Below are 24,599 nucleotides of genomic sequence, written 5' to 3' on the forward strand. Positions count from 1 at the left end.
TTTTTAATTAATAAGTTGTTGATGAATATTATTCATCATCTGAAAATATTCATCTATTGCTTTTGCCATTGATTCACCATTTTGCAAAGCAATAGGCATAAATGAAGCCCGAAGTTCTAATTCAGATTCGACTTTCACTAAAGCGGGTTGACCAGGATAAAAACTTTCTGTTTGATTGTTAATATTATTTAATAATAATGAAGTACTTGTTTGTGATAATAAATTTTCATTATATTCACCGAGCACAGACCAGATCATTGGAACTTCATCAACCACTAATAAATTGATATCCGGCATATCTCCTAAACTGATGGTTATTGTTGAATGATTATCCACAGATTTTCCTTCTGAGAATAAATCACTTCTTCCAATGACATTCATAGCATCCATAATCAAACTTGCTAGATCAAAAGACATAATTTCTCCTAAATAGATTGTAGAACGTTGATTTCGATATCTGATGTAATTTCATCATAAGACAACACAGATAATTGTGGATACTGTGTTTCTATTAGTTTTTTAACAAAACGCCTTATATCTATTGCTGTTAAAAATATATAATTTTGTATATATTTAATTTCATCAATAGTCGCAGATATTTTTTCTATTATCATGTCAAGCTCAGCAGGTTCTAAGTTTAAGAATGTACCTGAAGAACTTTGCCTTATTCCATTGCGAATTATTTCTTCTACATGATGAGATAAAATAATTACATTAAGTTTTCCATCATTTGAAAAAAAATGGCTAATATAGCGTGAAAGTAATGAACGAATATGTTCAGTTAAAAGTACCGGATCTTTCTCTTTACTTCCCCACTGCACTAACCCCCCTATAATTGTTTTTATATTTCTGATAGGAATTTTTTCTTGTAATAAACGTTGTAAAACATCATTAATTCGTTGAATTGAAACTTGCCTATAACACTCTTTTAAAAGTTCTGGCGAGTTTTCTTCTACTTTATCAAGAATATTTTTTGTTTCTTGTATCCCAAGAAATTCAACAATATTAAATGTAATTAAATGAGAGAATTTTCTATAAAAATAAACCTCTGGTAATTCTAATTGGTAACCTAACAATTCAACTTGTTCTTTATCACTTTTATTAATCCAATAATTTTTTATATCCTTATCTTGTATTTCCATTACTTTAAAATTCAAAGATAAAATTTCATCATTAGGATTTTCTATACGAATAAGAGGGAAAGGGCAATCAAATTCATCAGCCTTAACTTCATTTATTAAAACAATAATTTTATTATCATCAATTTTATCTGAATAATGAATAATAATATCGGGGAGCAATACACCATATTGTAAAATAAATTCTTTTTTTAACCATTTTTCAAAAACGAGTCTCGAAAGGTATGCTTTTTTCTTAGACGATACAGTAAGAATTAAAGGCAATGTTTCCGCTTGAGATAATGTAATATTTTCTTTTGATAAACTATTTTCATCTTCTGAATCATTTTTATTTGAAAATAGATTCGAAATTAGTCCTTTTTTACCATCTGTATCTAAATCACTATCTTCATCCTTATCTTCTTTATTATCTGTTAGCGTTTCTTTTTTCTTATTTTTCCATTGTTTTTTAAAGAAATATCCACCTAATATGACAGATAAAATAAGAAATACGGGTGTTGGAAATCCGGGCAAAAAACCAATGATAAAAGCAAGGATCGCAGTCACTAATAGTGCAAAATCTTGAGCAAGTAACTCGTTCATAATGCTAAAACCAAGATTATTATTTTCCCCACCTACACGTGTAACAATAAATCCTGCACTAATAGAAATAAGTAATGCTGGAATTTGTGCAACTAGCCCATCACCAATGGTTAAAAGCGTATAAGTATGCAGTGCCTGTGAAATTGAGAGATCCATTTGCGCCATACCAACCGAGATCCCTCCTATTAGATTAACAAAGATAATCACAATACCAGCTATTGCATCACCTTTAATAAACTTCATTGCACCATCAAATGAACCATATAATTGGCTTTCTTGCCCTAATTCTTTTCTTCTTATTTTCACTTCTTCATTATTAATAATGCCAGATTTTAAATCAGCATCGATGCTCATTTGTTTTCCTGGCATTCCATCCAAAGAAAAGCGAGCTGCCACTTCTGCAACCCGCTCTGAACCTTTAGTGATAACTAAAAATTGTACGATAGTAACAATAGAGAAAACCACAAAACCAACGACTAAGTTTTCACCGATGACAAACTCACCAAATGAAGTAATTATTTCACCCGCATCCGCATCTAATAATATTAATCGGCTTGTACTAATAGAAAGCGCAAGCCGAAAAAGAGTCGTAATCAACAATAATGCAGGGAAAGTCATAAAATTTAATATACGAGTAATATAAAATGAACTCATAAAAATAAGTAAAGAAATCGTAATGTTGAGTCCAATAAGAAAGTCTACAATATAGGTTGGTAATGGTATAATTAACATCATAATAACCAAAACCATAACCGATAATACGATTAACTCAGGTCTGTTTTTTATTGCCAAAAGAAATCTATAAATCATAGAAATTACCTGTGAATTATTTTACTTATTTTCTTTGTTGATATTGTTCTAATCGAAGATAATTATCTATAAATTTTTGCATGATTATTTGGCATTCATCTCTAAAATCATAAGATAAATACAATGACTCAGGATATTCATTAAACATTGTTTTCAACCCTTGTAATAGCTTCATCTTTATATTCGTTAAATAATTAAGCCACTCATTTTCCAAGAGAGAAATTAAGTATTTTTCCATTTCATCAGGAAATGTCATACCATAAAAAATTAATTGATAAAGATCCTTTTCAGTTATTGTATTTTTTAAATCTTTTTTTTCTAATGTTTTAACATTCATTTCTATAAAACTATATAAAGTACGTAACTTATTAACCCTCTCTAGTAAATAACCAAACTCTGAACTTTTCGAACAACTTGGCATTAATGATTGCATATCACAAATTAAGCTTTGAGTTAAAAAATTCAAAATAATAGTACACTGCTTTAGATCATATTCTTCAATCCACATTTGAAAAAAATAAATAGGTTCAAGATCAAGATTGATATAACTACGATAAAGATTTCTTAATGTTGAAGCATCGAGAGAAAGTAATTTAGCAAATGCTTTTGCTTGCAAAGCAATATTAATTCCAGCTCGAATTTGCTTTCCATTTTCACCTTCAAGTAGATTGTTTATCTCATTCTCAATTCCTGCATCTAACTGCGCACCTAATTTTTTTTTCCTTAATAATTCTCGTAAGACCATAACGAGATCACTTTCATCAGGAAACATTTTACGCAAATATTGAAGTAATTCTTGCAAACTTCGCCCTGATTTTCTAAACAACATCATCACTTTATCTAATTTTTTATCAGCCCCCTCTTCTGCAATATATAATGTATTTTTTCCTCTATTGGCTTTTTTCTCTAATCTTTGACCAAAGCGTTGCGAAAAAAGAGTGGCAACCATAGACATATCATCAGATATCTCTATTAATTGATTTTGATAATTTTGGCTTTCAGTAACTTTAGGTTGTTTATATTCGGTTTCTTGTTGGCTTTTTTTACCAATACTGGTAGACGCAGAATGTGTTGAAGTAAAGGTATTAATTGGCCCAATCATGACATTACCTCATAAAAGCCTGAAGTTGTTTTAATGCCTGAGATGTTGTTTTATCCATCGGTTGAAAGGGACTTTTAGTGACACCACCTAACGACTCTATTTGAGTTTTTTCTAATAAACGTGGCTGTAACATAAAAATTCGGATCATTTTTTTATTATTATCAGATTCATATTTGAATGCTCCGCCAATTAAAGGGATAGCACTTAGAAAAGGAACTTTAGTTTCTGCTTTCACGTTATCTTCTCGCGTATATCCACCAATTAATAAACTTCCTCCTTCAGAAACACGAGCCACAGTACTAATATTGGTACGGTTAATCACAGGTAATTTTTCAACACTTTCATCATTCCCGTTATCATCTTTTTTCTCTGCGCCATCTTCAAGATTAATAATCATCTCAATATCTTTATTTGAGTTACCAATACGTGGTAATACACTGATCATTGTGCCAAATGTTGTTGATTCTAATGAAGCAACACGCTCACCTTTTATTTGCGTATAAAAAGTTGTGTTATTATCAAAAATCGCGGGAGTATTTTCTTGTGTTAATAATATTGGGCGAGATACCATTTGAGCTTCGCCATCTTCACTTAATGCTTTTATTTTACCTAAAAAGTTAAAACCAGATGCGGCACTTAAACTTGCTGTATTAAAAAAGAAACTACCTTTATCAGCACTATAATTTGCTTGCCAATTAACACCTAGACTATCTGCCTTATTTTTAGAGATATCGATGATCCATAATGACAATTCAACTTGTCGTTTAGGTTTATCTAATTGAGCAATAAGTGAGCCTATTAATGCTAAACCTTCTCGACTTGTTTTCACTAAAAGACTATTTGAACCGGGTAAAGGGACTAATTCGACATTATATTGCCCGACTTGAGTGATAATAGGCGTATTAGTTTCTTCAATACCATTTACCTCTCCATCGTCTTTTGGGATATTGCTATTTTCTAGAGTTTCTCTAGGCTCCACATTTGTTGTTTTGATTTCTTTAGTGGACATAAAGAGTTGCTGTAAAACAGTAGTAATACCAGGTAGTACTACTTTTTCATCACGCAGACTATAAGTTCTATCTTGTACAAAAGTATTTTTTAATGGAAATATCTGTACAAATTCATCACCATAACGAGAACTTCCCACTGGTACTTGGTTATTTGTATTTTCATTAATTTGCTCTTGCACATCATTATCTAAAAACTCAGCAGCAGCTTTGACTAATTTAATATAAACAGGCGGGCCAGAAATATAAAAAGTGCGTTGATCTCGACCTGCACGTAGTGGATAACGTGGATCATATAATCCAACATCCTGTAAATACCCTTTTAGTTCGACTAGGCTTATATTTTTTACCTGAAAGAGTTCTTGTAAGATCTCACTACTTTCATAAACATAGACTGATTTCCCATCATTAAAATAGAGTAATGACAGACGTTTCACCATCAATTCAAATGCTTCTTCAGGTGAAGAAATATCAAAGTTTCCAGTTACTCTCTCCTTTTTTACAGCACTACTCAAAATAAAAGGTTTATTTAATTTATCTGATAGCACAAGAAAAAACTGCTCTACCCGTGTATCAACAGCGATAAACACATCAGGTTTTTTTACCTGATGTGTATAGATAACCTTTCCTTGCGTAGCTTGAATTTGAAAAGAAAAACTACAACAAAGTATTAGCCCAATGACACTATAAATTTTATTTTTTGTTTTCATAAAGATGTTGACCAATTCGACGAAATTCTGTTGGTGTAATGCCAAATAGCGTCTTAATTTCATTCGAAAAATGAGACGCAGAACTAAACCCATTATCGACAGCAATTTGTGTTAATGACTCATCAGTTGATAACGTCGTTAAAATAGAAGATGCTGCACGCCATGAGCGCAATTGACTTTTTCCACAATTACCTAAATAACGTTTACATAGTCGTCTAAAATGTGTACCAGATACTCCATATCGCTCTCCAATTTGTGCAATATTACTTTTCTTCTCATCTAGATAACTGATGAGATGTAAAATAAGCCAATAACTTTCACTATGTCTTATCGTGACAAATAACGGCTCTAATTGGCTTTCCGCTTTTATTGCTTCATTTATTAATACATATTCTAGAGATTTATTTGTATCTTCTATATAAAAAATCTGCTGATTAATATCAAATTCAGATCCTATTGCCGTCATCTTTGAAAAATTACGAGCATAATCAATAAATGCTAATAATCTTGCACAAATAAAAAATGATCGTTTTTCAATTTTCCATGATTGATTTTCAGATTTAAAGATAACATTTTCATTTTTGGAATTATAAATAAAAGCCTTTCCTTTTATAATTTTAGTCGTTTTTTCATCATATATTCTTACTAGAGAATCATTATCCTTAGGAATGCAAAAGAACAATGAATTTCCCAATAAAATATTTTTATCGCCACTTATTTTTATATCATTTATTAACATAAAGAATACCTTGTTTTATCTTGTTAAATAATAAAACTTAAAGAAAGTAAGCTATCAATCAACTCATTCTTATGTTTTTGCTTTATATAAAGCTACAATAATATCACCTATTATTAACTATAAAGATGAATACCAAATTTTTTCTGTTTATTATTTAAAAAAAGCATTAGTAATATATCAACACCTACTATCAAATAAAAAACATGTGCTTTTTTTTAAAAGAAATTGAGTAACCACTTCACTAAACTATATTTAAATCATGAATTGATAACATTTTATCATTAGGCTAAATCTATGTTTTATTACATTTATATTCTTTCTGGTCCATTAAAAGGAGCGACAGTTCCTTTACCGCCTAATCACTATTCTTTTTTTTTACAAAATAAAGAGCCTTATGATAATAAAGAAGAAAATGAAAATAGGGTGCTTTATATTCCTTGTGACAATAAGGAATGTGAAAAAAAGCTCGCTATTATACTTGATGAAAATAATAGTGAAAATAATAAATATAAAATAGAAAGTAGCTTTCTATCAAAAGAAGTCGATAAGGAATACTCATTATCATTAGAAAAACCCGTGTACTTCAATGATATTCCTATATTTCTAGTCAGTAAAAAAAGTGATTTCTCACTTAACTCATCTCATTTTAAAAAAAATAAGATGCCGTTAATTACTCTTAAAAAAATATTCACATTATTAATGTTATTTATATTAGTTCTTATTACATTTTTATTTTATATAAATAACCCAAAAGAAAAATCAACCACATCAATTATATCAAAAAGTTTAAATTTTAAAGGTTTTCAAGGAAAAAATGGATATTATTGTATTTTTGATGATTCATACTCTCCTTCAACAGAAAAAAACAGTTTAGAAAATAACGTTTTTTATATAGATAAAAGAAAAATAGAAAATTTAATTATTGAAAATAGTTATAAAAAAACACATTCAATTTTTAAAGATAAACACAAACCAATTATTAATTTTATTTATCATAATGATAAGGAAAAACTAAAGATTATTGATGCAATAAGTAGTTATTTTTCGAAAGATTGTTATCCCATCATTAAAGAAATTTCTATTTCAAGCATTATTAACGATATAAATGAACTAGAGTTAACAAAAACAATTGGTTATACCATTGAAGAAAAAAATAACGGTTTAACTTTTATTTTTGATGACTTATTAGGTAAGGAAAATAAAGAAAAACTTGATACTTATATCAAAAAACAAACGACTATTTTTGGAAGAAAATTCATCTTTTACCGTGAAAATATAAGTAATCCAATACTAAAAAACAAAGCAACCTTACAAGAAGAACGTGGGTATATCTTTCTTGACAATCAACATCGCTATTTTCCCCAAGGCTAATAGTGGTATTTATAAGCAATAACTTAGAATTAAAATTAGAGGAATAATATTATGCCAGCCTATCCAGTTGCCGACGATGTAAGCTCCATTGAAAAAATTGATGACTATTTTCAAGAGCCAGTTAAAAACCAAAGTGATGCATTAAAAACCGCACTAGATGCATTAAAAGCAGATACATCAAATGCCGCAGCATTGGCTGATTATCAAGCCAAGCTCGCTGAATATAATATTACGCGTAATGCACAATCAACATCGATTAAAGTTGTGAAAGATTTAGCAATGAGCATTATCGGGAATATGCGTTAATTTTTTTATAATGGAGATAATATATGGCAATTACCCCTGTAGTTCCTGCGCATTTAACAATGCCACTAAATGATAACAATAATAGTGATAATAACTTATCTTCGATGATGATAAATACGGTTACAAATAGCTTTCAATATGAAAAACAGATCCAAGAAAAACTAACAACATTAAGTCAACTAAGTGATACTCAAAGTTATACCAAGCTACAAACCACACTTAATGACTATACAATTACAATGAATTTAGCGAGTACTTTAGCCAGAAAATCACTGAATATTGTTGAAACATTGCTCAAGGCTCAATAGTAATGAAAATGCGATATCTGTTATTGGCATTATTATGTTGCCTGTTCCCATTATTAAGTGGATGCAAGGATCAATCATTACTCACTAATTTGGATCAAAGACAGGCAACAGAAATTCAAGCTGTTTTGCAAAAACACCAAATAACCAGTACGCGTAAAGCATTAGGAAAAGGATTATTTGATATTTCTGTTAAGCAAGAAGATATGGGCATTGCGATTCAAATTCTAGAAGAATATCAATTGCCCACATTATCTCGAATTGAAGTAACGCAGTTATTTCCGTCAGATGCATTAGTATCATCACCACAAGCCGAAAAAGCACGTTTAATTTCAGCTATTGAGCAACGATTAGAACAATCATTACTCACTATTGATCATATTATTGATGCGAGAGTTCATGTGAGTTATCCAATCTCTCCTACTGAACGTATTATTCCACCTCCTCATGCCTCAGCATTGGTTTTTTATGAAGAGGGTATGCTTGATAATAACCAGCTAACTGACGATGTCCGTGCTTTTATTCATAATGCCTTTAGCGATATGAATGAGGATAATATTACTGTTTTGTTATATCCAAGAAATATCAATAAATTCAATATGACAAATAATCAACCTTATCAAAATCATTCTGATTCATTCTTTAATTCTTGGTTATTTCTAAGCTTAGTATTGGTTGTGATCGTCGCTATCATTACAGTTTCATTGATAATATTTCGACGCAAAAAAACACTGAAAGAAGAAAATAATGACAAATCTGACTTCTGAGCAATTCGAAATGATATCTAATGTGATGTATGAACCTCTTAGTTATCTTCATACAGATTACAATGTATTGGCTTCAAAAGAAGAAAGTGTAATCTGGCAGAAATTAGCTAATCGCCAATTAATTCAGCAATATCAACTTATTAATCAGCTTGATTGTGATATCGATATCATTGTAGAAAAAATTTTCACCCATTGGGCATTACTTCCGCGTTGCGCTCTATTTTTAGGTTATTTTTATTCTAGAGAGACTATTTTATTATCGGGTAATTACTATCAGCTAGAGCCACAATTAAAAGCATTTTTATCACTTTACCCTGTTTTAAATATCGATAAAAAAATAACGACTCTACAGAAAAATATCGTCCCAATGAATATCGGATATCAATTGCTATTCAATTTTATTGATCGCATTTCGATGGCACTTTCTCAACGCTTTGCATTACTTTTTGCACCACAATCGTCATCAATTGAACTACCTCAATCACTTTTTTTATCTCGCTCACTTTTTCTTTTGGTATTAGATTATGCTGCGCTCCCTGTCTAAGAATCTTTTAACATACACTTGTGAGGGCGTATTAATACGATCTCGCTATGTTCGACAGCTTGATGATATTTATAAAATAAAATCAGCAGCCAAACACGCTGCAAAAAAAATAATTCGAGATTTTAATAACAAACTAGAAAAACATAATAAGGAGATAATAAGCCAAGCCTATAGTAAAGGATTACAGGCGTTATTAGGGGATATTTTAAGTTTTGTCGTTCAATATCAAGAAAAACTAACACATTATGAATGTCAGCAAAGAAAACAATTAATAACAACTATTGCCCAATTTTTTGATTCACCCGAAATTCAAACTGAACTCACACACCGTTTGATTTCAACAATACCTTCAGATAAAAAAATCACTCTCGATATTCCTACAACATTACGCCGTTATCTTGAGAATAAGCTCAATCAGCTTGATATCGAACTTTACACTCATGAAAGTAAAACAATTGCTGTTCATGCCGGTGATCAAATTACTTTTTTTGATCCTGCAATATTCATTGATGATCTAAAAGCACAATTCCATCGTCCTTATACTGAATCTTATCAACCTGTTTTTACTAAAGAAATTAAAGAAATTCTACTGAAATATATTAATACATTCGATGTATTCGATAATATTTCCTCTCAAAGTAACATCTCTAGTGAGCATAATGAAAATGAAGATTGATGCTTTAAAACCACAAACGTTATATGGATCACAACTTTCTTTGCTCGAACCCAAACAGCTCGGCAATAAAGGATCCGACCCTTTAATACCCATATTAAATTCTTCTTTTTATCAATCTTTAAAAGGGGACAACATTAATAGTGCCAAAGATGTATTAGCATTATTAAACCAATTTGATGTCAAAAATGAAAATAACCAAACCTTAAAAGAGAAGCGTCAAGTTGCACTATTAATCTATGCGCGCCAAGCAAGTGAATTGGAAAATAGCGATAATAAAGAGGCTATTAATCAGGCATTAGTTTCAATCCTTTCTTATCAAGGTTTTTATCATCAATTTACTCTCGATTTATTAGGCATGAACGATAACCAAGAAGACTATGAGGAATTTTTTAAACCTGATAGCGCTTCGTTTTCGTTTTAACAGAAACTATAGGATCTGAGCTCCCGCACCCTTCTCACCTAAAATATCATCAGGATTACGTAATGGGCAGTCACTTAACGATAAACATCCACAACCAATACAGTGATCAAGTCCATTACGTAACCGCTTAAGACGGCGAATACGTTCATCTAATCGCACTTTCCAATCCGTTGATATTTCGTGCCATTGTTCTGCCGTTAATTTACTATTTGGTGGATATTTTCCTAGTATTTCCTGAATTTCTTTTAACGGAATACCTGTACTTTGCGCAGCTTTTATAATCGCCACGTAACGCAACACAACCGGTGGGTAACGACGCTGATTACCTGCACTTCGATAACTTTCTATCAACCCTTTTTCTTCATAAAAATGTAACGTTGAAATTGCAACGCCACTTCGTTTTGCTACCTCTCCGACGGTAAGTGCTCTATTGAAATCTATTTTTTCTTTTTTCATTTTTCACTTTTTCCTCTTGACCTCAACTTAACTTGAGGTTTTATAGTCCTCTCCTCAAATTAAGTCAAGTCAGAGGGATACTGACTTTTATTTTTTAAGAATGCTGAGGTCAGATGAATGCCTAATTCAATTGCACGTATTCTCGAAAGTCGCTCTATGTGGCTTATCGCCAGATTACTTATTCTTGTTTTGTTTCTCTCCTCTGGCTTTGCCAAAGTGTTTGATTACCAAAATAGTTTGGCTGAAATGCGTGCAGCAGGATTAAATCCGGATTGGTTTTTTAATATTGCCACCGCGATCATTTTATTTTGTGGCTCACTTTTAGTGCTTTTCGATCGCTATTTATGGCTAGGTGCAGGCGCTTTAGCTCTCTTTTTATTTTTAACTATCGTGATTGTTCATACTTTTTGGAATATGACGGGAGATCAGGCCATGTTGTCTATGTATTTCGCAATAGAACATCTCGCTGTTATTGGTGGATTAATCACTACGGCAATAGCAAGTCATTTCAGAGCGTTATGGATAAAAACTAATGCATAAAACGATAAGAAATATAAAAACTTTCACTATGGGATCGGCAATAAAATGAATAAAAAACTGACTATTACAGTATGTGCCTCACTCTTTTTACTCAGTGCAGGTGCAATGGTTTACGCAACCACATCATCAGATGATGAAACACAGCAATTTGCTTATCCACCGACAAAAGTCGCATTAGCAACTGTACAATCATCAAAATTACCCAACAATATGCAAGGTGTTGGGGAATTAGAAGCCGCACGCCAAGTCTATTTAGCAGCAGAAACTAATGGTCGAATTGCTGTGATTAATTTTGAGTCAGGGCAAACCGTTAAAGCTGGCCAAGTTTTAGCTAAATTAAATGATGAACCTGAACAAGCCGAGTTATTACGCTTACAAGCGCAATTAACCAATGCAGAAAAACTCTATTCTCGAACAAGACAACTTTATAGTAAAAATGTCGCAGCTGCCGCGCAATTAGATAGCACCTTATCAGAGCGCGACATGATTGTGGCTTCTATTCGAGAAGTGAAAGCGCGAATTGCACAAAAAGCAATTAAAGCCCCTTTTGACGGTATCGTTGGGATAAAGCTGGTTCATGAAGGACAATATCTAAATGCGGGTGAACGTGTTGCTTCACTTGTCGATGCGAGCCATTTAAAACTCAATTTCTCACTTGATGAACAAACAGCACCCAAAATTTCCACAAAACAGCCTATCAATATCGAGGTCGATGCTTATCCAGAAATGGTATTTACAGGCTCTATAAATGCGATTGATCCTCTTATTGGCTCTTCTCGTACAGTGCAAATACAGGCTGTTTTACCAAATGCTGACAATAAATTAAAAGCGGGCATGTTTGCTCGCGTTCAAGTTACTTCTCCTGATAGTCCTATGGTATTAACCGTACCGGAAACGGCAGTCACTTATACTGCCTATGGAGATACCGTGTTTGTAGCGCAATCTGACAATCAAAAAAACCTTATCGCTAAGCGTGTCTCTGTGAAAGTTGGATTGCGCTACAACGGCATGATCGAAATAAAAGAAGGTTTAGCCCTTGGGGATCAAATTGTTGCATCAGGGCAAATTAAGTTAAGTGATGGGATCTCAATTGAACCTATTGAGCAAGATACATTAACGTTAGCTCAATCAGCGACAACTAAACCATAACGGGAGTTAATAATGAAGTTTACCGATATTTTTGTTCGGCGCCCTGTTTTGGCATTAGTTGTTAGCACACTGATTTTTTTACTGGGCGCATTTGCGTTCAGTAAACTGCCAATACGCCAGTATCCTATGTTGCAAAATTCAACTATTACGATTGCAACAGACTACCCCGGAGCATCATCTGAACTGATGCAAGGATTTGTGACACAACCTATCACTCAAGCCGTTTCTTCTGTTGAGGGCGTTGACTATATTTCTTCATCTTCTGTTCAAGGGAAAAGCTTAGTCACCGTCAGAATGGAATTAAACCGCGATCCAACTCAAGCCCTAACGCAGGTAATGGCGAAGGTAAATCAAGTACGTTATAAGTTACCTGAGCAAGCTTATGATCCCGTTATCGAGCTTTCATCTGGTGAATCTACTGCGGTAGCTTATGTGGGTTTTTCAAGTGAACAGCTTTCTATCCCTGAACTCACTGACTACCTTTCTCGTGTTGTTGAACCAATGTTCTCATCCATCAATGGTGTTGCCAAAGTACAGGTTTTTGGTGGACAACAATTAGCGATGCGTTTGTGGTTAGATGCAGACAAACTGGCTGGTCGTAACTTAACGGCAAGCGATGTTGCAAATGCAGTACGCCGTAATAACTATCAGGCCGCCCCCGGGAAAGTCGAAGGCGAGTTTGTGATTGCCAACGTTTATGTCAATACTGATCTCACTAATGTCGAAGAATTTAAAGACATGGTTATCATTAATGATGGCAATAATCTTGTTCGTTTACGTGATGTCGGTACTGTCGAATTAGGTGCTGCGGCTACTGAAACCAGCGGTATTATGAATGGTAAAAAAGCCGTATTCTTAGGTCTGTTTCCGACACCAACGGGTAATCCATTAGTCATTGTTGATGGTATTCGTGAACATCTTGTTGATATTCAAAAGACCTTACCCCCTAGTGTCGATGTAGAACTGGCATTTGAAACTTCACGGTTTATCAAAGCCTCTATTAACCAAGTAATACAAACCTTAATTGAAGCGATTTTAATTGTTATTGCGGTTATTTACCTCTGCTTGGGATCGTTCCGTTCTGTTCTTATTCCTGTACTTGCCATTCCATTATCGATGTTAGGTGCTGCCGGTTTAATGCTTGCCTTTGGTTTTAGTATTAATTTGCTCACTCTACTGGCAATGGTTTTAGCAATCGGATTAGTTGTGGATGATGCGATAGTGGTTGTTGAAAACGTCCATCGCCATATTGAAGAAGGATTATCGCCTGTTCAAGCCGCTTTAGTCGGTGCGAGAGAAGTTGCCGGCCCAGTTATTGCAATGACGATCACGTTAGCGGCCGTTTATGCTCCTATTGGTTTAATGGCGGGATTAACGGGGGCATTATTTAAAGAATTTGCCATAACATTGGCAGGTAGTGTGATTGTATCCGGTATTGTGGCATTAACCTTGTCGCCAGTGATGAGTTCGTTAATGCTAAAACCAAAAGAAAATGAAGGCAGAATGGCTAAAATAGCCGAATATGTCTTTGATAAACTGGCTCATTATTATGGTTACGTACTCAATTTTTCTTTAGCTAATCGCTGGTTAACTATTGTTTTTGCCTTAGCTGTGTTTGTCAGCTTACCGTTTTTATATAGTCAGACAAAACAAGAGCTGGCTCCTTCAGAAGATCAAGCGAGTGTCTTAACCGCCGTAAAAGCACCGCAACATGCAAATCTTGCTTATGCTGAACGCTTTAATCAAAAGCTTGATGAAATTTATATGAGTCTGCCTGAAACAGACAGCACGTGGATAATTAACGGTACAGACGGGCCTTCAGCTAGCTTTGGTGGTATAAACTTTGATGGTTGGGATCTCCGAGATCGCAATGCAGATCAAATCCAAGCTGATTTGCAAAATCGCGTCGACAATGTGGAAGGTACTAGTATTTTTGCTTTCCAATTAGCCTCTTTACCCGGCTCGGTAGGTGGATTACCTGTACAAATGGTTTTACGTAGCCCGTTAGGTTATCCCGTTTTATTTGAAACAATGGAACAAATAAAACAACAAGCGAGAGAAAGCGGTTTATTTGTCGTGGTAGATAGCGATTTAGATTACAACAATCCTGTTGTTCAAGTTGCCATAGACAGAGCTAAAGCCAATAGTTTAGGCATTCGTATGCAAGATATTGGTGAATCACTCTCACTATTAGTGGGTGAACATTATATTAATCGTTTTGGTATGGATGGTCGCTCTTATGATGTTATTCCACAAAGTGTACGCCATCAACGCTTAACACCTGCGGCTCTTGCCGGACACTATATTCGTACTCAAGATAATGTGTTAATTCCATTATCAACCGTAGTAAATATTACAACTCAAGTTGAACCTAATAAACTGACACAGTTTAATCAACAAAACGCAGCTATTTTCCAAGCGATCCCCGCCCCCGGCGTCACGATGGGACAAGCGGTCGCGTTTCTTGAAACTGTAGCAGATTCATTACCAGCGGGCTTTAGTCATGATTGGCAATCTGACTCTCGCCAATTTACCCAAGAAGGAAATACATTAGTCTTTGCCTTTATTGCAGCACTTATCATTATTTATTTAGTGTTAGCTGCACAGTATGAAAGTTTGGTTGATCCTTTGATTATCTTAATTACTGTACCGCTATCAATTTGTGGCGCATTAGTCCCTCTCGCTTTAGGGATGGTGACGCTAAATATCTACACTCAAATTGGTTTAGTCACACTAATAGGACTTATTAGTAAGCACGGTATTTTAATGGTGGAATTTGCTAATGAATTGCAAGTTCATAAAAATCTAAACCGTCGTGATGCCATTATTGAAGCTGCAAAAATCCGTTTGCGTCCTGTCTTAATGACCACGGCAGCAATGGTTATTGGACTTATTCCATTGTTATTTGCCAGTGGCGCAGGTGCTAATAGTCGCTATGGATTAGGGCTGATTATTGTGTCGGGCATGTTAGTCGGCACACTGTTTACCCTATTTGTGTTACCAACAATGTACAGTTTCTTAGCTAGAAACCATCAAATCAGCGCTCAAACTGAGCGTCAAAAACAGTTACAGCAAGTTAGTGAGCCGTAAAACTAAAAAATAAAAAGCAGTAATGTCGTAAACCAATCCCCATTGTAAATGCAATGGGGATTTTATCTTTAAAGTTATCAAGATAAACCCAGATCTATTTTGAAATAAAATCGTTAACTGAAATCATTGTATAAAAATATTATATCGTGATTTTTATATTTCAAAAAAAATAGAAACACTGAATCTATTTTACCTAAAACTCAGTGTTTCCATTAAAAATAATTAATATACAACTACATGGTAGAGAATGTATTCATAATTATCCCACCAGAGATAATCAATGCCATCGAGAATATAGCTGGTAAATCTGGTTTTTGTTTATATAAAATCATCGCAACTAACGTTACACCCACAATACCAAACCCACACCAAAGTGAATAAGCGACACCAACAGGGATATATCCCATTGCACGTGTTAAAGCAAAATAACAAATACAGTAAGCAGCAATAACTAAAACAGAAGGGGCTAATTTACTAAAGCCGTTGGTCTTTTTAATCATTGAAGTACCAGTGATTTCAGAACCAATAGACAGCGCCAGCCATAAGAATCCGGTAAACATAATTGTTATCCTTATTTATTTTAATAAATACTTATTTATCAAAGAATAGTTTTATTAAAAATAGATTTATCAAGAAATAGATTTATTTATTAACTGGCGATACTGCCTGTTTAATATTCGGAGTTTCAGTTGTCTCTTCTTCCTCTTCTTCTGATCCCATTTTGGAGAAGAGGTTCATAATGACAATACCACTGGCAATAACAGCCATACCGATAATTGCAGCAGTATCAGGATGTTGACCATAAAACAACATACCTAAAGAAGAAACCACTAAAATACCTGTACCTGACCACGTTGCATAAGCCAGACCAACAGGAATATTTTTAACTGCCCGTGATAATGAGTAATAACAAATAACGTATAAAACAACAATTAAGCCTAATAATAATGTCTTGGTTGTTCCTTCACTATTATCAAACATTTTTAAAGTAGAGGTTGCTGAGGTTTCTGAAATAATAACCGCCAGCATCCAAAGCCATGATTTAGCTTTTGGTGACATAATAAGACTCCTGAGTTATCAGATATAGTTTAAGGTTAATTTTTTAAACTTTTTAAATATTCAATAGCAGAATCTGTCAATTTATCTTGCGATAAACAGTATTCTCCAGGCTTATTCATTACCTCTTTCAAAGTAATATAGCGATTATTATTCTCTTGTTTAATTTCAGGTTTATATTCAGGTTTAGCTTGATGCTTAACATCATAGTTTATTAAATTAGCTTCAACATCATTTATAGGGTGAAACATAATACCCATTGATTTTAATCGACTAATATTTTCCTGAATAAGCAGGTTGTACTCTTTATTTTTATTTAAACCTAAAATCTCATTTAATTCACTTTCTGGTTGGCAAAAATAAGGTAATGCAATAACAGGAATATTTTGAGCAAGTGCAGAATGAATTAGCTTTCCTTCTTCACTTATAAATAATCCGTTAATAATTTCACCCACCAGCTTTTTATCGAAATAGGGAACGAATAAAGCGTGATAAGAAGATAAAGTATTAATATCAAACTCGTCCGCTTTATGCATATCACCTAGATGACGCCATTTCGACAAATCATGGCACGCTTGTGCCGGTGTTGTGACAAATAAAGAAAATCGAATATGAGAAAAAGTATTGATACGTTGGCAAATTTCATCCTGGTATCCCGGTGCAGGAGTAAGCGCTAACAGCACCGGCTTTTTCATTCTTTTTTCTATTTCAGCAACAATCCTTTCGATTAATTGATTGTCCATTACGCCACCTCATTGTCTTAGCTGACAATAAATACGCTATCGTTGTTACGAAGCCCTGCTGCATTAGCTTCATCAGTATCTATATGAAATTCCAAAGCGAATTTTTCACTAACACGAACAACAACTTCATCAAAAATTAAACTGCGCTCACCTTCTGTTTTAACGTGTACTTTTTGTCCATTGGTGACATTTAACATTCTGGCGTCAATTTCACTCATATGAATATGGCGTTGAGCGCAAATCACTTGCTCTTTTAATTCAACATGACCCGCCGGCCCCATTAAAACAGCATTGCCAGAACCCACTAAATCACCCGATTCACGTACTGGCGCTTTGATGCCTAATGCAAAACAGTCAGCTTTTGAAATTTCTAATTGGCTTTGTGGACGAACAGGCCCTAAAACACGAACTTTGCTGATCGAACCTTTAGAACCCACAATAATCACACACTCTTTTGCTGCAAATTGACCCGGTTGTTTAAGATCTTTAAACGGAGTGAGTTGATAACCTTTACCAAATAACGCTTCAACATCTTTCTGTGAAAGATGTACATGACGATTAGAAATACCAACAGGGATAGCCATTCCTTGCGTCTCTCCCAACATCACACCATGTGTGGGTAAACGAGAGAGAATTTTCCCCATGAGTTGTTGATTAATCATTATTTTTTACCTTTACGGCTTTCTGGTTTGAGCTCTTTTTTACTGCTTTGTGCTTTATCTGTTACTGCTTTAGTTTCAGAAGCAATATTTTGAGCCTGCAAATCCGCAATTTCTTTTGTGGCTTCAATGGCCGTCTCTTGCACTTTTTCAGCAACAATAGGTGCTTTTTTCTTACCTTTTATCGTCAGTAATTTAGTAATAACACTAGACTCTGGTCTTGCGATAACCAATGAACCAATCACCAACTCTTTTTGGCTCACGACATCAACACCATGATCAACCGCAGTTCTTACTGCACTGATCTCACCTTGAAAACAGACCGATACCAAGCCAGATCCTACTTTTCGGTATCCAATAATTTCCACGTTTGCTGCTTTACAAGCCGCATCAGCGGCTTGAATGGCTGCGGTTAATCCTCGTGTTTCTATCACACCTAAACTGTTCATCTTTCTCTCCTACTTAGTGACGGACAAGACGGATATCGAAATCAAATTTCTTAAAGAAGGCTTCTAAACTGTCTAACTCTTCTGGCGTATAACTTGGATCGTTTTTTATCGGATAGATCATTTCCAATTTTTCGTATTTATTACGTCCAAACTGGTGATAGGGAAGAATATCGATACGCTGAATATTGCCGCGTTTTGAGAGCTCCTTCGCGTAATTAATCGCGCCGGTGATCGCGTCATAAGAATCGTTATAACCTCGCACTAAAGGCATACGAATAACTACATTGGCACCGAGATCCATTAAACGCTCTAGGTTACGACGGACATTCTCATTACCAATGCCAAATAACGCTTTATGCTGAGCAGTATCAATATGTTTGATATCAATCAGAAATTGATCAACGACTTCCGCTAATTTTTCATAATTCGCCACGTTAGTGGTCGCTTGTGTTTCCACAGCGGTATTGATCATCATCTTTTTACATTCTCGTAAAAGCGCAACCGCAAAATCAGTTTGTAAACTCATTTCACCGCCACCGATTGTGACACCACCTCCTGAAGAGATATAAAAATCATAATCTTGCATAATGATTTTCATTAGCTCAGAGACTGAAACATCTTTCCCTATAATATCAAGAGCATCAGAGATACAGACTTCTTCACATTTACGACAACCAATACAATCAACAGCGCGATCAACACGATGAACTTGTTTACCACTTTCATTGGTTGTCATGTAATGCACACCTGCAGGGCAAACATCAACGCATTTACCACAATCCACACATTTGTCGTGAGAGTACATCACCTGAAATTCACTGCTGAGACCTTCTGGATTTGAACACCAAGGGCAGCGGATATTACAACCTTTTAAGAAAACGAGAGTACGAATACCATCACCGTCATAAATAGAGTATTTCTGGATATTAAATATCCGCCCTCTTATTTCTGCCGCCGTCTCCATCTTTACGCCTCCAAATCTGCATCAAACATCCTTGTTCGATAAATTTAAATCTTGTCTTGTCGATTAAAAGGGATAGTCTGTGCCATCCCTATGGCTATGATTAGAATTTCTCAATCACAGTACGACTGATAATTTCATCCTGAACTTCTTTACATAATTCAACGAAGTAAGCACTGTAACCTGCAACACGAACAATTAAATCGCGGTATTTTTCAGGCTCAAGTTGTGCTTTTTTCAGCACTTCATTATCAACATAGCTAAATTGCATCTGGCCGTTACCCAGTATTGAAGCCGTTCTTAATAAGGTAATTAAACCTTGGCGTCCTTCATTGGTATCTAACAACCCTTTCAGGAATTTGAAGTTATGAACCATACCGATGTTCATAGTTTCAACATTCATCTTACTGATTGATTTGATAATCGCAGTTGGACCATGTTTATCAGCACCTTGCGTTGGGCTAATACCATCTGATAATGGTTTCCATGCTAAGCGGCCATTTGGTGTGGCTGCTGTTAACTCACCAATTGGCGTATTGTTAGAGATAGACAGCGTACCGTGGCTCAAAGTGGAATAGAGCATTTTGTATTTACGACATTCACGCTCAGTCCATTCCGTAATATCTAGCGCATATTGGTCAACAACATCATCATCGTTACCAAATTTCGGTGCATTTAAGCAGTCGCGTAGCAACTCTTCTTGGCCTTCAAAATTAGCTAATAACGCATCACGAATTTGCTCTAAGGTGTATTTTTTATCTTCATAAACAAGTTTGCGAATAGCGGCCATTGAGTCCACATAAGTCGCTAAACCTGAGAAAATAAGACCCGGACCATGGTTTATCATTGCGCCACCCGCAGTGACGTCTTTACCTTGTTCCATACAGCCTTCTACTAACAGAGACATTAATGGTTTTGGTGCTACATCGCGGTGAACACGTTGACTTATCACAGTACCAATTGCAGATAAACGAACGATATGTGCTACTTGCTCTTTTACAGCGCGGTCGAAATCTTCATAAGTACGCAGGTCACGTAAATCACCGGTGTCTAAACCTTGATAGCTATCAAACAGCACCATACGACCACGATTTAAGACAAACTCAATCGCGATAGGCCATTGGGTGTAACCTGTTGATGTCCATTGATAAATACGACCTGATTTTTGTGGTTCAACACAACCCATCAAGCAGTAGTCACGCGCATCTTCAAAGTCGAAGCCTTTACGTAGCATCATCTTGATATGAGAGTCATCGAAGTGACATGCAGGGAAACCCATACCGGCTTTAACTACATCAACAATTTTTTCCATATATTGTTGTGGAGATTGGTTATGAATACGACATGCTAGTGAGGGTTGATACACTTTCACAAAGCGCACTGCATCCATAATCAAGTAAGTTAAGTCGTTACACGCATCGCCACCAGAGCGTTTTTGTCCACCAATGGTTAAGTTAATAAATGGCTGATAACCTGCAAAATATTTCGCTCCTAGCTCACTCGACATCCACATTAACTCAGCACATTTGATGATAAAGGCTTGCATCATTTCCAGTGCTTGTTCACGCGTTAAACGACCTGATTTGATATCGTTTTCATACATTGGGAAGCAGTATTGGTCTAAACGACCTAAAGAAAGACCGGTTTGGTTTTCTTCTACTTCAAACAGTGACTCAACCGTCCAGATACTTTGCAGTGCTTCTTGCAGTGTTTTTGGTGGATTAGCAGGTACGTTTTCGTTAACTTGAGCAATCGTCAGTAACTCTTCACGACGTTGTGGATTGCTCTCTTTTGATGCTAATTCACGTGCATGTTCTGCAATGCGATGGGCGTAAGCAATCACACCTTCACAGCTTTCAATAGACGCTTTGTAGAAGTAGATACGGTCGATATCAGCAGGATTTTCCATGCTTAATTCAGCCAGTTTTGCTTGCGCATCGGCTTTAATACCGTTCATACCTTTGGTGAAAAGTAGTACGTCATAACCTGGGCAAGTATCACCACCACCGTTTATTTGGTGATAAGAAAGGTCACTGACAAAGGTTTCACCACTAAACTCCCACACACCTGCTTCGCGATATTGTGCTTCACAGATCTCATCCAGAGAACGCCCTTCCCAGAATGGAACAATCTCTTCACGAATAACTTTTTTGTCTTCTTCTGAAATTTGGAATGGATCTTGTGGACGCGTGCTCATGGTATCAAGTTCATCACGAACCCAACGCCATGCGATATCAGGAGAGAAAGCACCCGCACGCGGTTTTCCACAAGGATGTCCAACAATCAGCTCTTCATCTTGAATTAAGATAGGTGCTGTTTCACATGCACGACGGAACGCTTTAGCACGTAGTAAGATTGGTGGTAAACCTGGATTCTCGCGTGTAATTTCAGTAAATGCTAAAGCTCTATAGATAGAAACACTTGGGCGTGCTTCTAAATAGCGATTACGTAAACGCTGTAAGCGAGGTGTTAAACCTTCCATCACTTTGAATTCGCTCACGTCTGCCGTTGGTGCAACAACGTTTGCAGAAGGTGCAGCATATTGAGGCTGTGAATTCATACGACCATTGTATAAACGCACTTGCAGTGAACTGTGCAAAGTTGACAAGTTAGCACGAGCTGATAGCAACATTTCTGATAATTCGTTAATGCTGACACGTGGATCGTTGATATCAACACCTTGCGTCATGGCATCAAACATTGGATAACCATCAACTTCTTTGGTCGCACGCACTTCTGAAAGCTCAGCTAATTTCAGCCATACACTTTCAACAATTTCATACGCTTGTGCTTGTGTTAAACGACCTTGGTCGATATCACGTTGATAGAATGGATAAAGTGCTTTATCAAATCCCATTGGATTAATGGCATAGCTACCATTTTCCAGATGTAAAACTAATTGCAATAAATAGAATACTTGAACCGCTTCTTTAAAGGTTTCTGCTGGTTTTGCAGGAACTTTACGTAATACCGCTGCGCTATCTAATAATTCTGCTTTACGATATGGGTTACCTTCCATTGCGGCTAAATTCTCTGCTTTTGCAGATAGAATTTGTGCAAAATACAGTGCTGCATCACATGCATAAATAGCTGATTTACAATAATTAGCTTCATCCATACTGCTACGATTTACGGCACTACCAATGCTTCTAATTCTGTCTTCAAGCTGTGCTTTGATGGCTAAGAAACCTTGGTTTACTACCAGCATATAATCAGGTGATGCAACGCTATTGTTAATACTTAAGAAACGGTAGATAGAGTCACTACGCACTTCTTCTTCAGTATGAAAAATCGCACCGCGTGGTGTAGATGACTGGCTGCCGATAATCAGTTCATCTTGTGCGATATAGCTTGGAAAATGGCGGATAAACTCATAAAAACGTTGTGCAGGTTTAATCGCTTGTGGAACACCTGCAATGCTGTTGTCTAATGAATCAAAAATGGTTGCACGCTCTGTACTGATTGAGCTATTACGTGAAACTAAACGTTCTGCCAGCATTTTTACGCGTGGCGTCAAAGAATATTTGGCCATGTGAGGCTCTCCTGATGTTCTTTACTTGACCTAATCGGTATTAATTCGGTTGAGCATTAACTGTGTGATACACCGGCAAATGCCTGACGATACAATGTTTCTAATTGGTGTGTGTTCACGTCACGTGGATTTGTCGGCGTACAGCTATCTCGTAAAGCCTGTCCGACCATTTCCGTGAAACGGGCATAAAAGTCCGTTTCACTGACACCGGTATCGCGAATACTCTTCGGCATACCCATTTCATCTTTCAATACATTAATGGCGACGATTAAACTGGTTACCCCTTCTTTTACTGTGTTAGCCGGAAGCCCTAAGCTTTGAGCAAGATAGGCGTAACGTTTTGCAGCTTCACTATTACAATCACCATGAAGATTGGCGTTAAAGGCAACAACATGTGTCATCAATAACGCATTTGCACGACCGTGAGGAACGTGGAATACACCGCCTAATGCGTGGGCAAGACTGTGAGTAATACCCAACGAGGCGTTAGTAAATGCCATGCCTGCAATACAAGATGCGTTATGCATTTTTTCGCGAGCAGATAAGTTGTCACCTTGATGGTGGCAATCAATAAGATGACCAAATACTAACTTGACGGCTTTTTCTGCCATCGCATCAGAAAAATCAGATGCCGCTTTAGAAACATAAGCTTCTAGTGCATGACAAAGGACATCCATACCTGTATCTGCCGTAATTGCAGGAGGTACAGATTTCACCAACTCAGGATCGAGAATGGCGACATCAGGCAACATAAACTCATCAACCAAGACCAATTTTTCACTGCGTGATTTGATCACTGAAAAAGAGGTCACTTCAGAGCCCGTACCACTCGTGGTTGGGATAGCAATAAATTGTGGTTTTGTTCTGTTGCTCTCTTTACGGGTATGCCAGAGGGAGTACATAACGGCTTTCGCGGCATCAATCACTGACCCACCACCGAGTGCGATAACCAAATCTGGATAATGCGCATCCATCATCTTCATACCACTTACGATGGCTGAAATATCCGGATCTGAAGCTACATCATCGTAAACTTGGAACTCGATACCCCGTTGCATTAACTTGTCAGTGACTTTATTTGCAAAGCCAAACTTCACCATTGCTTTATCTGTCACCACAAATGCGCGGCGGGCAGTTAACCCAGAAAGAAAATCCAGCGCATTGGTGCCAAACTGAATTTTGGGTTTTATCAGAAACTCACTCATGTCGTTATTACTCCTTACTGTCCCGATAAACCTTCTCAACAATGGCAACCACTGACATCGCTTTGTAACGTTCTTTGTTCAGTGCGAAGTATTCTTCAGCCAACACAACATCGTTGATACCTGCACCTACACTATCCACTGCAACATACGTTTTGTTCTTCAGTGGCTTAAGCTCATCATCTAAGGTCGCTATCATTAATAAATTGCTCCCTTTAAGTTCTGGGCTTTTTTGTGTCGCTACTACGTGTCCGATTACCTTTGCGAGGATCATGGTTTATAT

Annotated in this window: 25 protein-coding genes; 10 read left to right on the forward strand and 15 right to left on the reverse strand. The window is 35.9% G+C overall.

From position 1 onward, the window contains the following. Positions 1-3: 3 nt before the first annotated feature. From NBG71_RS14355 to NBG71_RS14375, 5 genes are read right to left on the reverse strand one after another with little or no spacing between them, the layout of a single operon-like run. On the reverse strand, positions 4-417 hold the full coding sequence (locus tag NBG71_RS14355) for an InvB/SpaK family type III secretion system chaperone (RefSeq protein WP_075673516.1): 414 nt from the start codon (positions 415-417) through the stop codon (positions 4-6). Between the two features lie 8 nt (positions 418-425). Then, positions 426-2,531 carry an EscV/YscV/HrcV family type III secretion system export apparatus protein gene (locus NBG71_RS14360; protein ID WP_075673517.1) on the reverse strand — a complete coding sequence of 702 codons (2,106 nt, stop codon included), beginning with the start codon at positions 2,529-2,531 and terminating at the stop codon, positions 426-428. A gap of 25 nt (positions 2,532-2,556) precedes the next feature. Beyond that, complete coding sequence (sctW, locus tag NBG71_RS14365) at positions 2,557-3,633, reverse strand: type III secretion system gatekeeper subunit SctW (protein WP_075673518.1); 1,077 nt, start codon at positions 3,631-3,633, stop codon at positions 2,557-2,559. 4 nt (positions 3,634-3,637) lie between these two features. Further along, on the reverse strand, positions 3,638-5,350 hold the full coding sequence (gene sctC / locus NBG71_RS14370) for a type III secretion system outer membrane ring subunit SctC (RefSeq protein WP_099660488.1): 1,713 nt from the start codon (positions 5,348-5,350) through the stop codon (positions 3,638-3,640). Next, positions 5,334-6,089, reverse strand: coding sequence for a helix-turn-helix domain-containing protein (locus NBG71_RS14375; protein ID WP_075673520.1), 756 nt, complete (start codon positions 6,087-6,089; stop codon positions 5,334-5,336). The genes sctC and NBG71_RS14375 overlap by 17 nt, the downstream gene beginning before the upstream one ends. Before the next feature lie 294 nt (positions 6,090-6,383). Between NBG71_RS14375 and NBG71_RS14380 the strand changes: the two genes are divergently transcribed. Genes NBG71_RS14380 through NBG71_RS14410 form a run of 7 tightly spaced genes read left to right on the forward strand, consistent with a single transcriptional unit; the run spans position 6,384 to position 10,479 of the window. Beyond that, entirely contained in the window at positions 6,384-7,460 is a 1,077-nt protein-coding gene (locus tag NBG71_RS14380) for a PrgH/EprH family type III secretion apparatus protein (RefSeq protein WP_250916956.1), read from the forward strand. A 51-nt stretch (positions 7,461-7,511) separates the two neighbouring features. Further along, positions 7,512-7,766: a type III secretion system needle filament subunit SctF gene (gene sctF / locus NBG71_RS14385; protein WP_075673522.1), complete on the forward strand. Its 255-nt coding sequence runs from the start codon at positions 7,512-7,514 to the stop codon at positions 7,764-7,766. A 23-nt stretch (positions 7,767-7,789) separates the two neighbouring features. Further along, complete coding sequence (sctI, locus tag NBG71_RS14390) at positions 7,790-8,074, forward strand: type III secretion system inner rod subunit SctI (RefSeq protein ID WP_075673523.1); 285 nt, start codon at positions 7,790-7,792, stop codon at positions 8,072-8,074. Between the two features lie 2 nt (positions 8,075-8,076). Beyond that, positions 8,077-8,838, forward strand: coding sequence for a type III secretion system inner membrane ring lipoprotein SctJ (sctJ, locus tag NBG71_RS14395; protein WP_075673524.1), 762 nt, complete (start codon positions 8,077-8,079; stop codon positions 8,836-8,838). Next, a complete protein-coding gene (locus tag NBG71_RS14400; RefSeq protein ID WP_075673525.1) occupies positions 8,819-9,382 on the forward strand; it encodes an OrgA/MxiK family T3SS sorting platform protein in 564 nt (187 codons plus the stop codon). The genes sctJ and NBG71_RS14400 overlap by 20 nt, the downstream gene beginning before the upstream one ends. Beyond that, positions 9,363-10,058, forward strand: a complete 696-nt coding sequence (locus NBG71_RS14405) for a type III secretion protein (RefSeq protein ID WP_075673526.1) — start codon at positions 9,363-9,365, stop codon at positions 10,056-10,058. Before NBG71_RS14400 ends, NBG71_RS14405 begins: the two co-directional genes overlap by 20 nt. Beyond that, a complete protein-coding gene (locus NBG71_RS14410; protein WP_231040266.1) occupies positions 10,042-10,479 on the forward strand; it encodes a hypothetical protein in 438 nt (145 codons plus the stop codon). The genes NBG71_RS14405 and NBG71_RS14410 overlap by 17 nt, the downstream gene beginning before the upstream one ends. A 6-nt stretch (positions 10,480-10,485) precedes the next feature. On the opposite strand, the gene soxR is transcribed toward NBG71_RS14410, so the two are convergent. After that, a complete protein-coding gene (soxR, locus tag NBG71_RS14415; protein WP_075673527.1) occupies positions 10,486-10,935 on the reverse strand; it encodes a redox-sensitive transcriptional activator SoxR in 450 nt (149 codons plus the stop codon). 117 nt (positions 10,936-11,052) lie between these two features. Here soxR and NBG71_RS14420 point away from each other — a divergent pair, with 117 nt between their 5' ends. Genes NBG71_RS14420 through NBG71_RS14430 form a run of 3 tightly spaced genes read left to right on the forward strand, consistent with a single transcriptional unit; the run spans position 11,053 to position 15,714 of the window. Next, complete coding sequence (locus tag NBG71_RS14420; RefSeq protein WP_156734199.1) at positions 11,053-11,475, forward strand: DoxX family protein; 423 nt, start codon at positions 11,053-11,055, stop codon at positions 11,473-11,475. Between the two features lie 45 nt (positions 11,476-11,520). Next, the gene (locus NBG71_RS14425; protein ID WP_075673529.1) at positions 11,521-12,624 is read left to right on the forward strand and encodes an efflux RND transporter periplasmic adaptor subunit; all 1,104 of its coding nucleotides are present in this window, start codon (positions 11,521-11,523) and stop codon (positions 12,622-12,624) included. A 12-nt stretch (positions 12,625-12,636) separates the two neighbouring features. After that, positions 12,637-15,714 carry a MexW/MexI family multidrug efflux RND transporter permease subunit gene (locus tag NBG71_RS14430; protein ID WP_250916957.1) on the forward strand — a complete coding sequence of 1,026 codons (3,078 nt, stop codon included), beginning with the start codon at positions 12,637-12,639 and terminating at the stop codon, positions 15,712-15,714. 233 nt (positions 15,715-15,947) lie between these two features. Here the strand turns inward: NBG71_RS14430 and NBG71_RS14435 are convergent, their stop codons facing one another. From NBG71_RS14435 to NBG71_RS14475, 9 genes are all read right to left on the reverse strand, one after another. After that, positions 15,948-16,274 carry a DMT family transporter gene (locus NBG71_RS14435; protein ID WP_004245856.1) on the reverse strand — a complete coding sequence of 109 codons (327 nt, stop codon included), beginning with the start codon at positions 16,272-16,274 and terminating at the stop codon, positions 15,948-15,950. An 82-nt stretch (positions 16,275-16,356) separates the two neighbouring features. Next, entirely contained in the window at positions 16,357-16,773 is a 417-nt protein-coding gene (locus NBG71_RS14440; protein ID WP_075673533.1) for a DMT family transporter, read from the reverse strand. Positions 16,774-16,808: 35 nt separating this feature from the next. After that, positions 16,809-17,513 carry a hypothetical protein gene (locus tag NBG71_RS14445; RefSeq protein ID WP_099660491.1) on the reverse strand — a complete coding sequence of 235 codons (705 nt, stop codon included), beginning with the start codon at positions 17,511-17,513 and terminating at the stop codon, positions 16,809-16,811. Positions 17,514-17,530: 17 nt separating this feature from the next. After that, positions 17,531-18,175, reverse strand: a complete 645-nt coding sequence (locus NBG71_RS14450; protein WP_075673535.1) for a phosphate propanoyltransferase — start codon at positions 18,173-18,175, stop codon at positions 17,531-17,533. Next, positions 18,175-18,621 carry a BMC domain-containing protein gene (locus tag NBG71_RS14455; protein ID WP_250916958.1) on the reverse strand — a complete coding sequence of 149 codons (447 nt, stop codon included), beginning with the start codon at positions 18,619-18,621 and terminating at the stop codon, positions 18,175-18,177. Before NBG71_RS14455 ends, NBG71_RS14450 begins: the two co-directional genes overlap by 1 nt. 13 nt (positions 18,622-18,634) lie before the next feature. Next, complete coding sequence (gene cutD, locus NBG71_RS14460) at positions 18,635-19,585, reverse strand: choline TMA-lyase-activating enzyme (RefSeq protein WP_075673537.1); 951 nt, start codon at positions 19,583-19,585, stop codon at positions 18,635-18,637. Between the two features lie 100 nt (positions 19,586-19,685). Next, positions 19,686-23,114 (reverse strand): choline trimethylamine-lyase, encoded by a 3,429-nt coding sequence (cutC, locus tag NBG71_RS14465; RefSeq protein WP_075673538.1) that lies wholly within the window; start codon positions 23,112-23,114, stop codon positions 19,686-19,688. Between the two features lie 56 nt (positions 23,115-23,170). Further along, a complete protein-coding gene (locus NBG71_RS14470; protein ID WP_250916959.1) occupies positions 23,171-24,319 on the reverse strand; it encodes a 1-propanol dehydrogenase PduQ in 1,149 nt (382 codons plus the stop codon). A 7-nt stretch (positions 24,320-24,326) separates the two neighbouring features. Continuing rightward, on the reverse strand, positions 24,327-24,590 hold the full coding sequence (locus NBG71_RS14475) for a EutN/CcmL family microcompartment protein (RefSeq protein ID WP_036934514.1): 264 nt from the start codon (positions 24,588-24,590) through the stop codon (positions 24,327-24,329). Between the last annotated feature and the right edge of the window lie 9 nt (positions 24,591-24,599).

The sequence above is a fragment of the Proteus sp. FZP2095 genome (assembly GCF_023701425.1).
Lineage (GTDB): Bacteria > Pseudomonadota > Gammaproteobacteria > Enterobacterales > Enterobacteriaceae > Proteus > Proteus cibarius.

Excerpts from the sequence above, each read along its gene's own strand:
- cutD (WP_075673537.1), bottom strand. The coding sequence starts at position 19,585 with ATGGAGACGGCGGCAGAAATAAGAGGGCGGATATTTAATATCCAGAAA.
- NBG71_RS14430 (WP_250916957.1), top strand. The coding sequence starts at position 12,637 with ATGAAGTTTACCGATATTTTTGTTCGGCGCCCTGTTTTGGCATTAGTT.
- NBG71_RS14425 (WP_075673529.1), top strand. The coding sequence starts at position 11,521 with ATGAATAAAAAACTGACTATTACAGTATGTGCCTCACTCTTTTTACTC.
- sctJ (WP_075673524.1), top strand. The coding sequence starts at position 8,077 with ATGAAAATGCGATATCTGTTATTGGCATTATTATGTTGCCTGTTCCCA.
- NBG71_RS14455 (WP_250916958.1), bottom strand. The coding sequence starts at position 18,621 with ATGAACAGTTTAGGTGTGATAGAAACACGAGGATTAACCGCAGCCATT.
- NBG71_RS14445 (WP_099660491.1), bottom strand. The coding sequence starts at position 17,513 with ATGGACAATCAATTAATCGAAAGGATTGTTGCTGAAATAGAAAAAAGA.
- sctI (WP_075673523.1), top strand. The coding sequence starts at position 7,790 with ATGGCAATTACCCCTGTAGTTCCTGCGCATTTAACAATGCCACTAAAT.
- soxR (WP_075673527.1), bottom strand. The coding sequence starts at position 10,935 with ATGAAAAAAGAAAAAATAGATTTCAATAGAGCACTTACCGTCGGAGAG.
- cutC (WP_075673538.1), bottom strand. The coding sequence starts at position 23,114 with ATGGCCAAATATTCTTTGACGCCACGCGTAAAAATGCTGGCAGAACGT.
- NBG71_RS14405 (WP_075673526.1), top strand. The coding sequence starts at position 9,363 with ATGCTGCGCTCCCTGTCTAAGAATCTTTTAACATACACTTGTGAGGGC.
- sctF (WP_075673522.1), top strand. The coding sequence starts at position 7,512 with ATGCCAGCCTATCCAGTTGCCGACGATGTAAGCTCCATTGAAAAAATT.
- sctC (WP_099660488.1), bottom strand. The coding sequence starts at position 5,350 with ATGAAAACAAAAAATAAAATTTATAGTGTCATTGGGCTAATACTTTGT.
- NBG71_RS14380 (WP_250916956.1), top strand. The coding sequence starts at position 6,384 with ATGTTTTATTACATTTATATTCTTTCTGGTCCATTAAAAGGAGCGACA.
- NBG71_RS14360 (WP_075673517.1), bottom strand. The coding sequence starts at position 2,531 with ATGATTTATAGATTTCTTTTGGCAATAAAAAACAGACCTGAGTTAATC.
- NBG71_RS14450 (WP_075673535.1), bottom strand. The coding sequence starts at position 18,175 with ATGATTAATCAACAACTCATGGGGAAAATTCTCTCTCGTTTACCCACA.
- NBG71_RS14440 (WP_075673533.1), bottom strand. The coding sequence starts at position 16,773 with ATGTCACCAAAAGCTAAATCATGGCTTTGGATGCTGGCGGTTATTATT.
- NBG71_RS14410 (WP_231040266.1), top strand. The coding sequence starts at position 10,042 with ATGAAAATGAAGATTGATGCTTTAAAACCACAAACGTTATATGGATCA.
- NBG71_RS14470 (WP_250916959.1), bottom strand. The coding sequence starts at position 24,319 with ATGAGTGAGTTTCTGATAAAACCCAAAATTCAGTTTGGCACCAATGCG.
- sctW (WP_075673518.1), bottom strand. The coding sequence starts at position 3,633 with ATGATTGGGCCAATTAATACCTTTACTTCAACACATTCTGCGTCTACC.
- NBG71_RS14435 (WP_004245856.1), bottom strand. The coding sequence starts at position 16,274 with ATGTTTACCGGATTCTTATGGCTGGCGCTGTCTATTGGTTCTGAAATC.
- NBG71_RS14355 (WP_075673516.1), bottom strand. The coding sequence starts at position 417 with ATGTCTTTTGATCTAGCAAGTTTGATTATGGATGCTATGAATGTCATT.
- NBG71_RS14400 (WP_075673525.1), top strand. The coding sequence starts at position 8,819 with ATGACAAATCTGACTTCTGAGCAATTCGAAATGATATCTAATGTGATG.
- NBG71_RS14475 (WP_036934514.1), bottom strand. The coding sequence starts at position 24,590 with ATGATCCTCGCAAAGGTAATCGGACACGTAGTAGCGACACAAAAAAGC.
- NBG71_RS14375 (WP_075673520.1), bottom strand. The coding sequence starts at position 6,089 with ATGTTAATAAATGATATAAAAATAAGTGGCGATAAAAATATTTTATTG.
- NBG71_RS14420 (WP_156734199.1), top strand. The coding sequence starts at position 11,053 with ATGCCTAATTCAATTGCACGTATTCTCGAAAGTCGCTCTATGTGGCTT.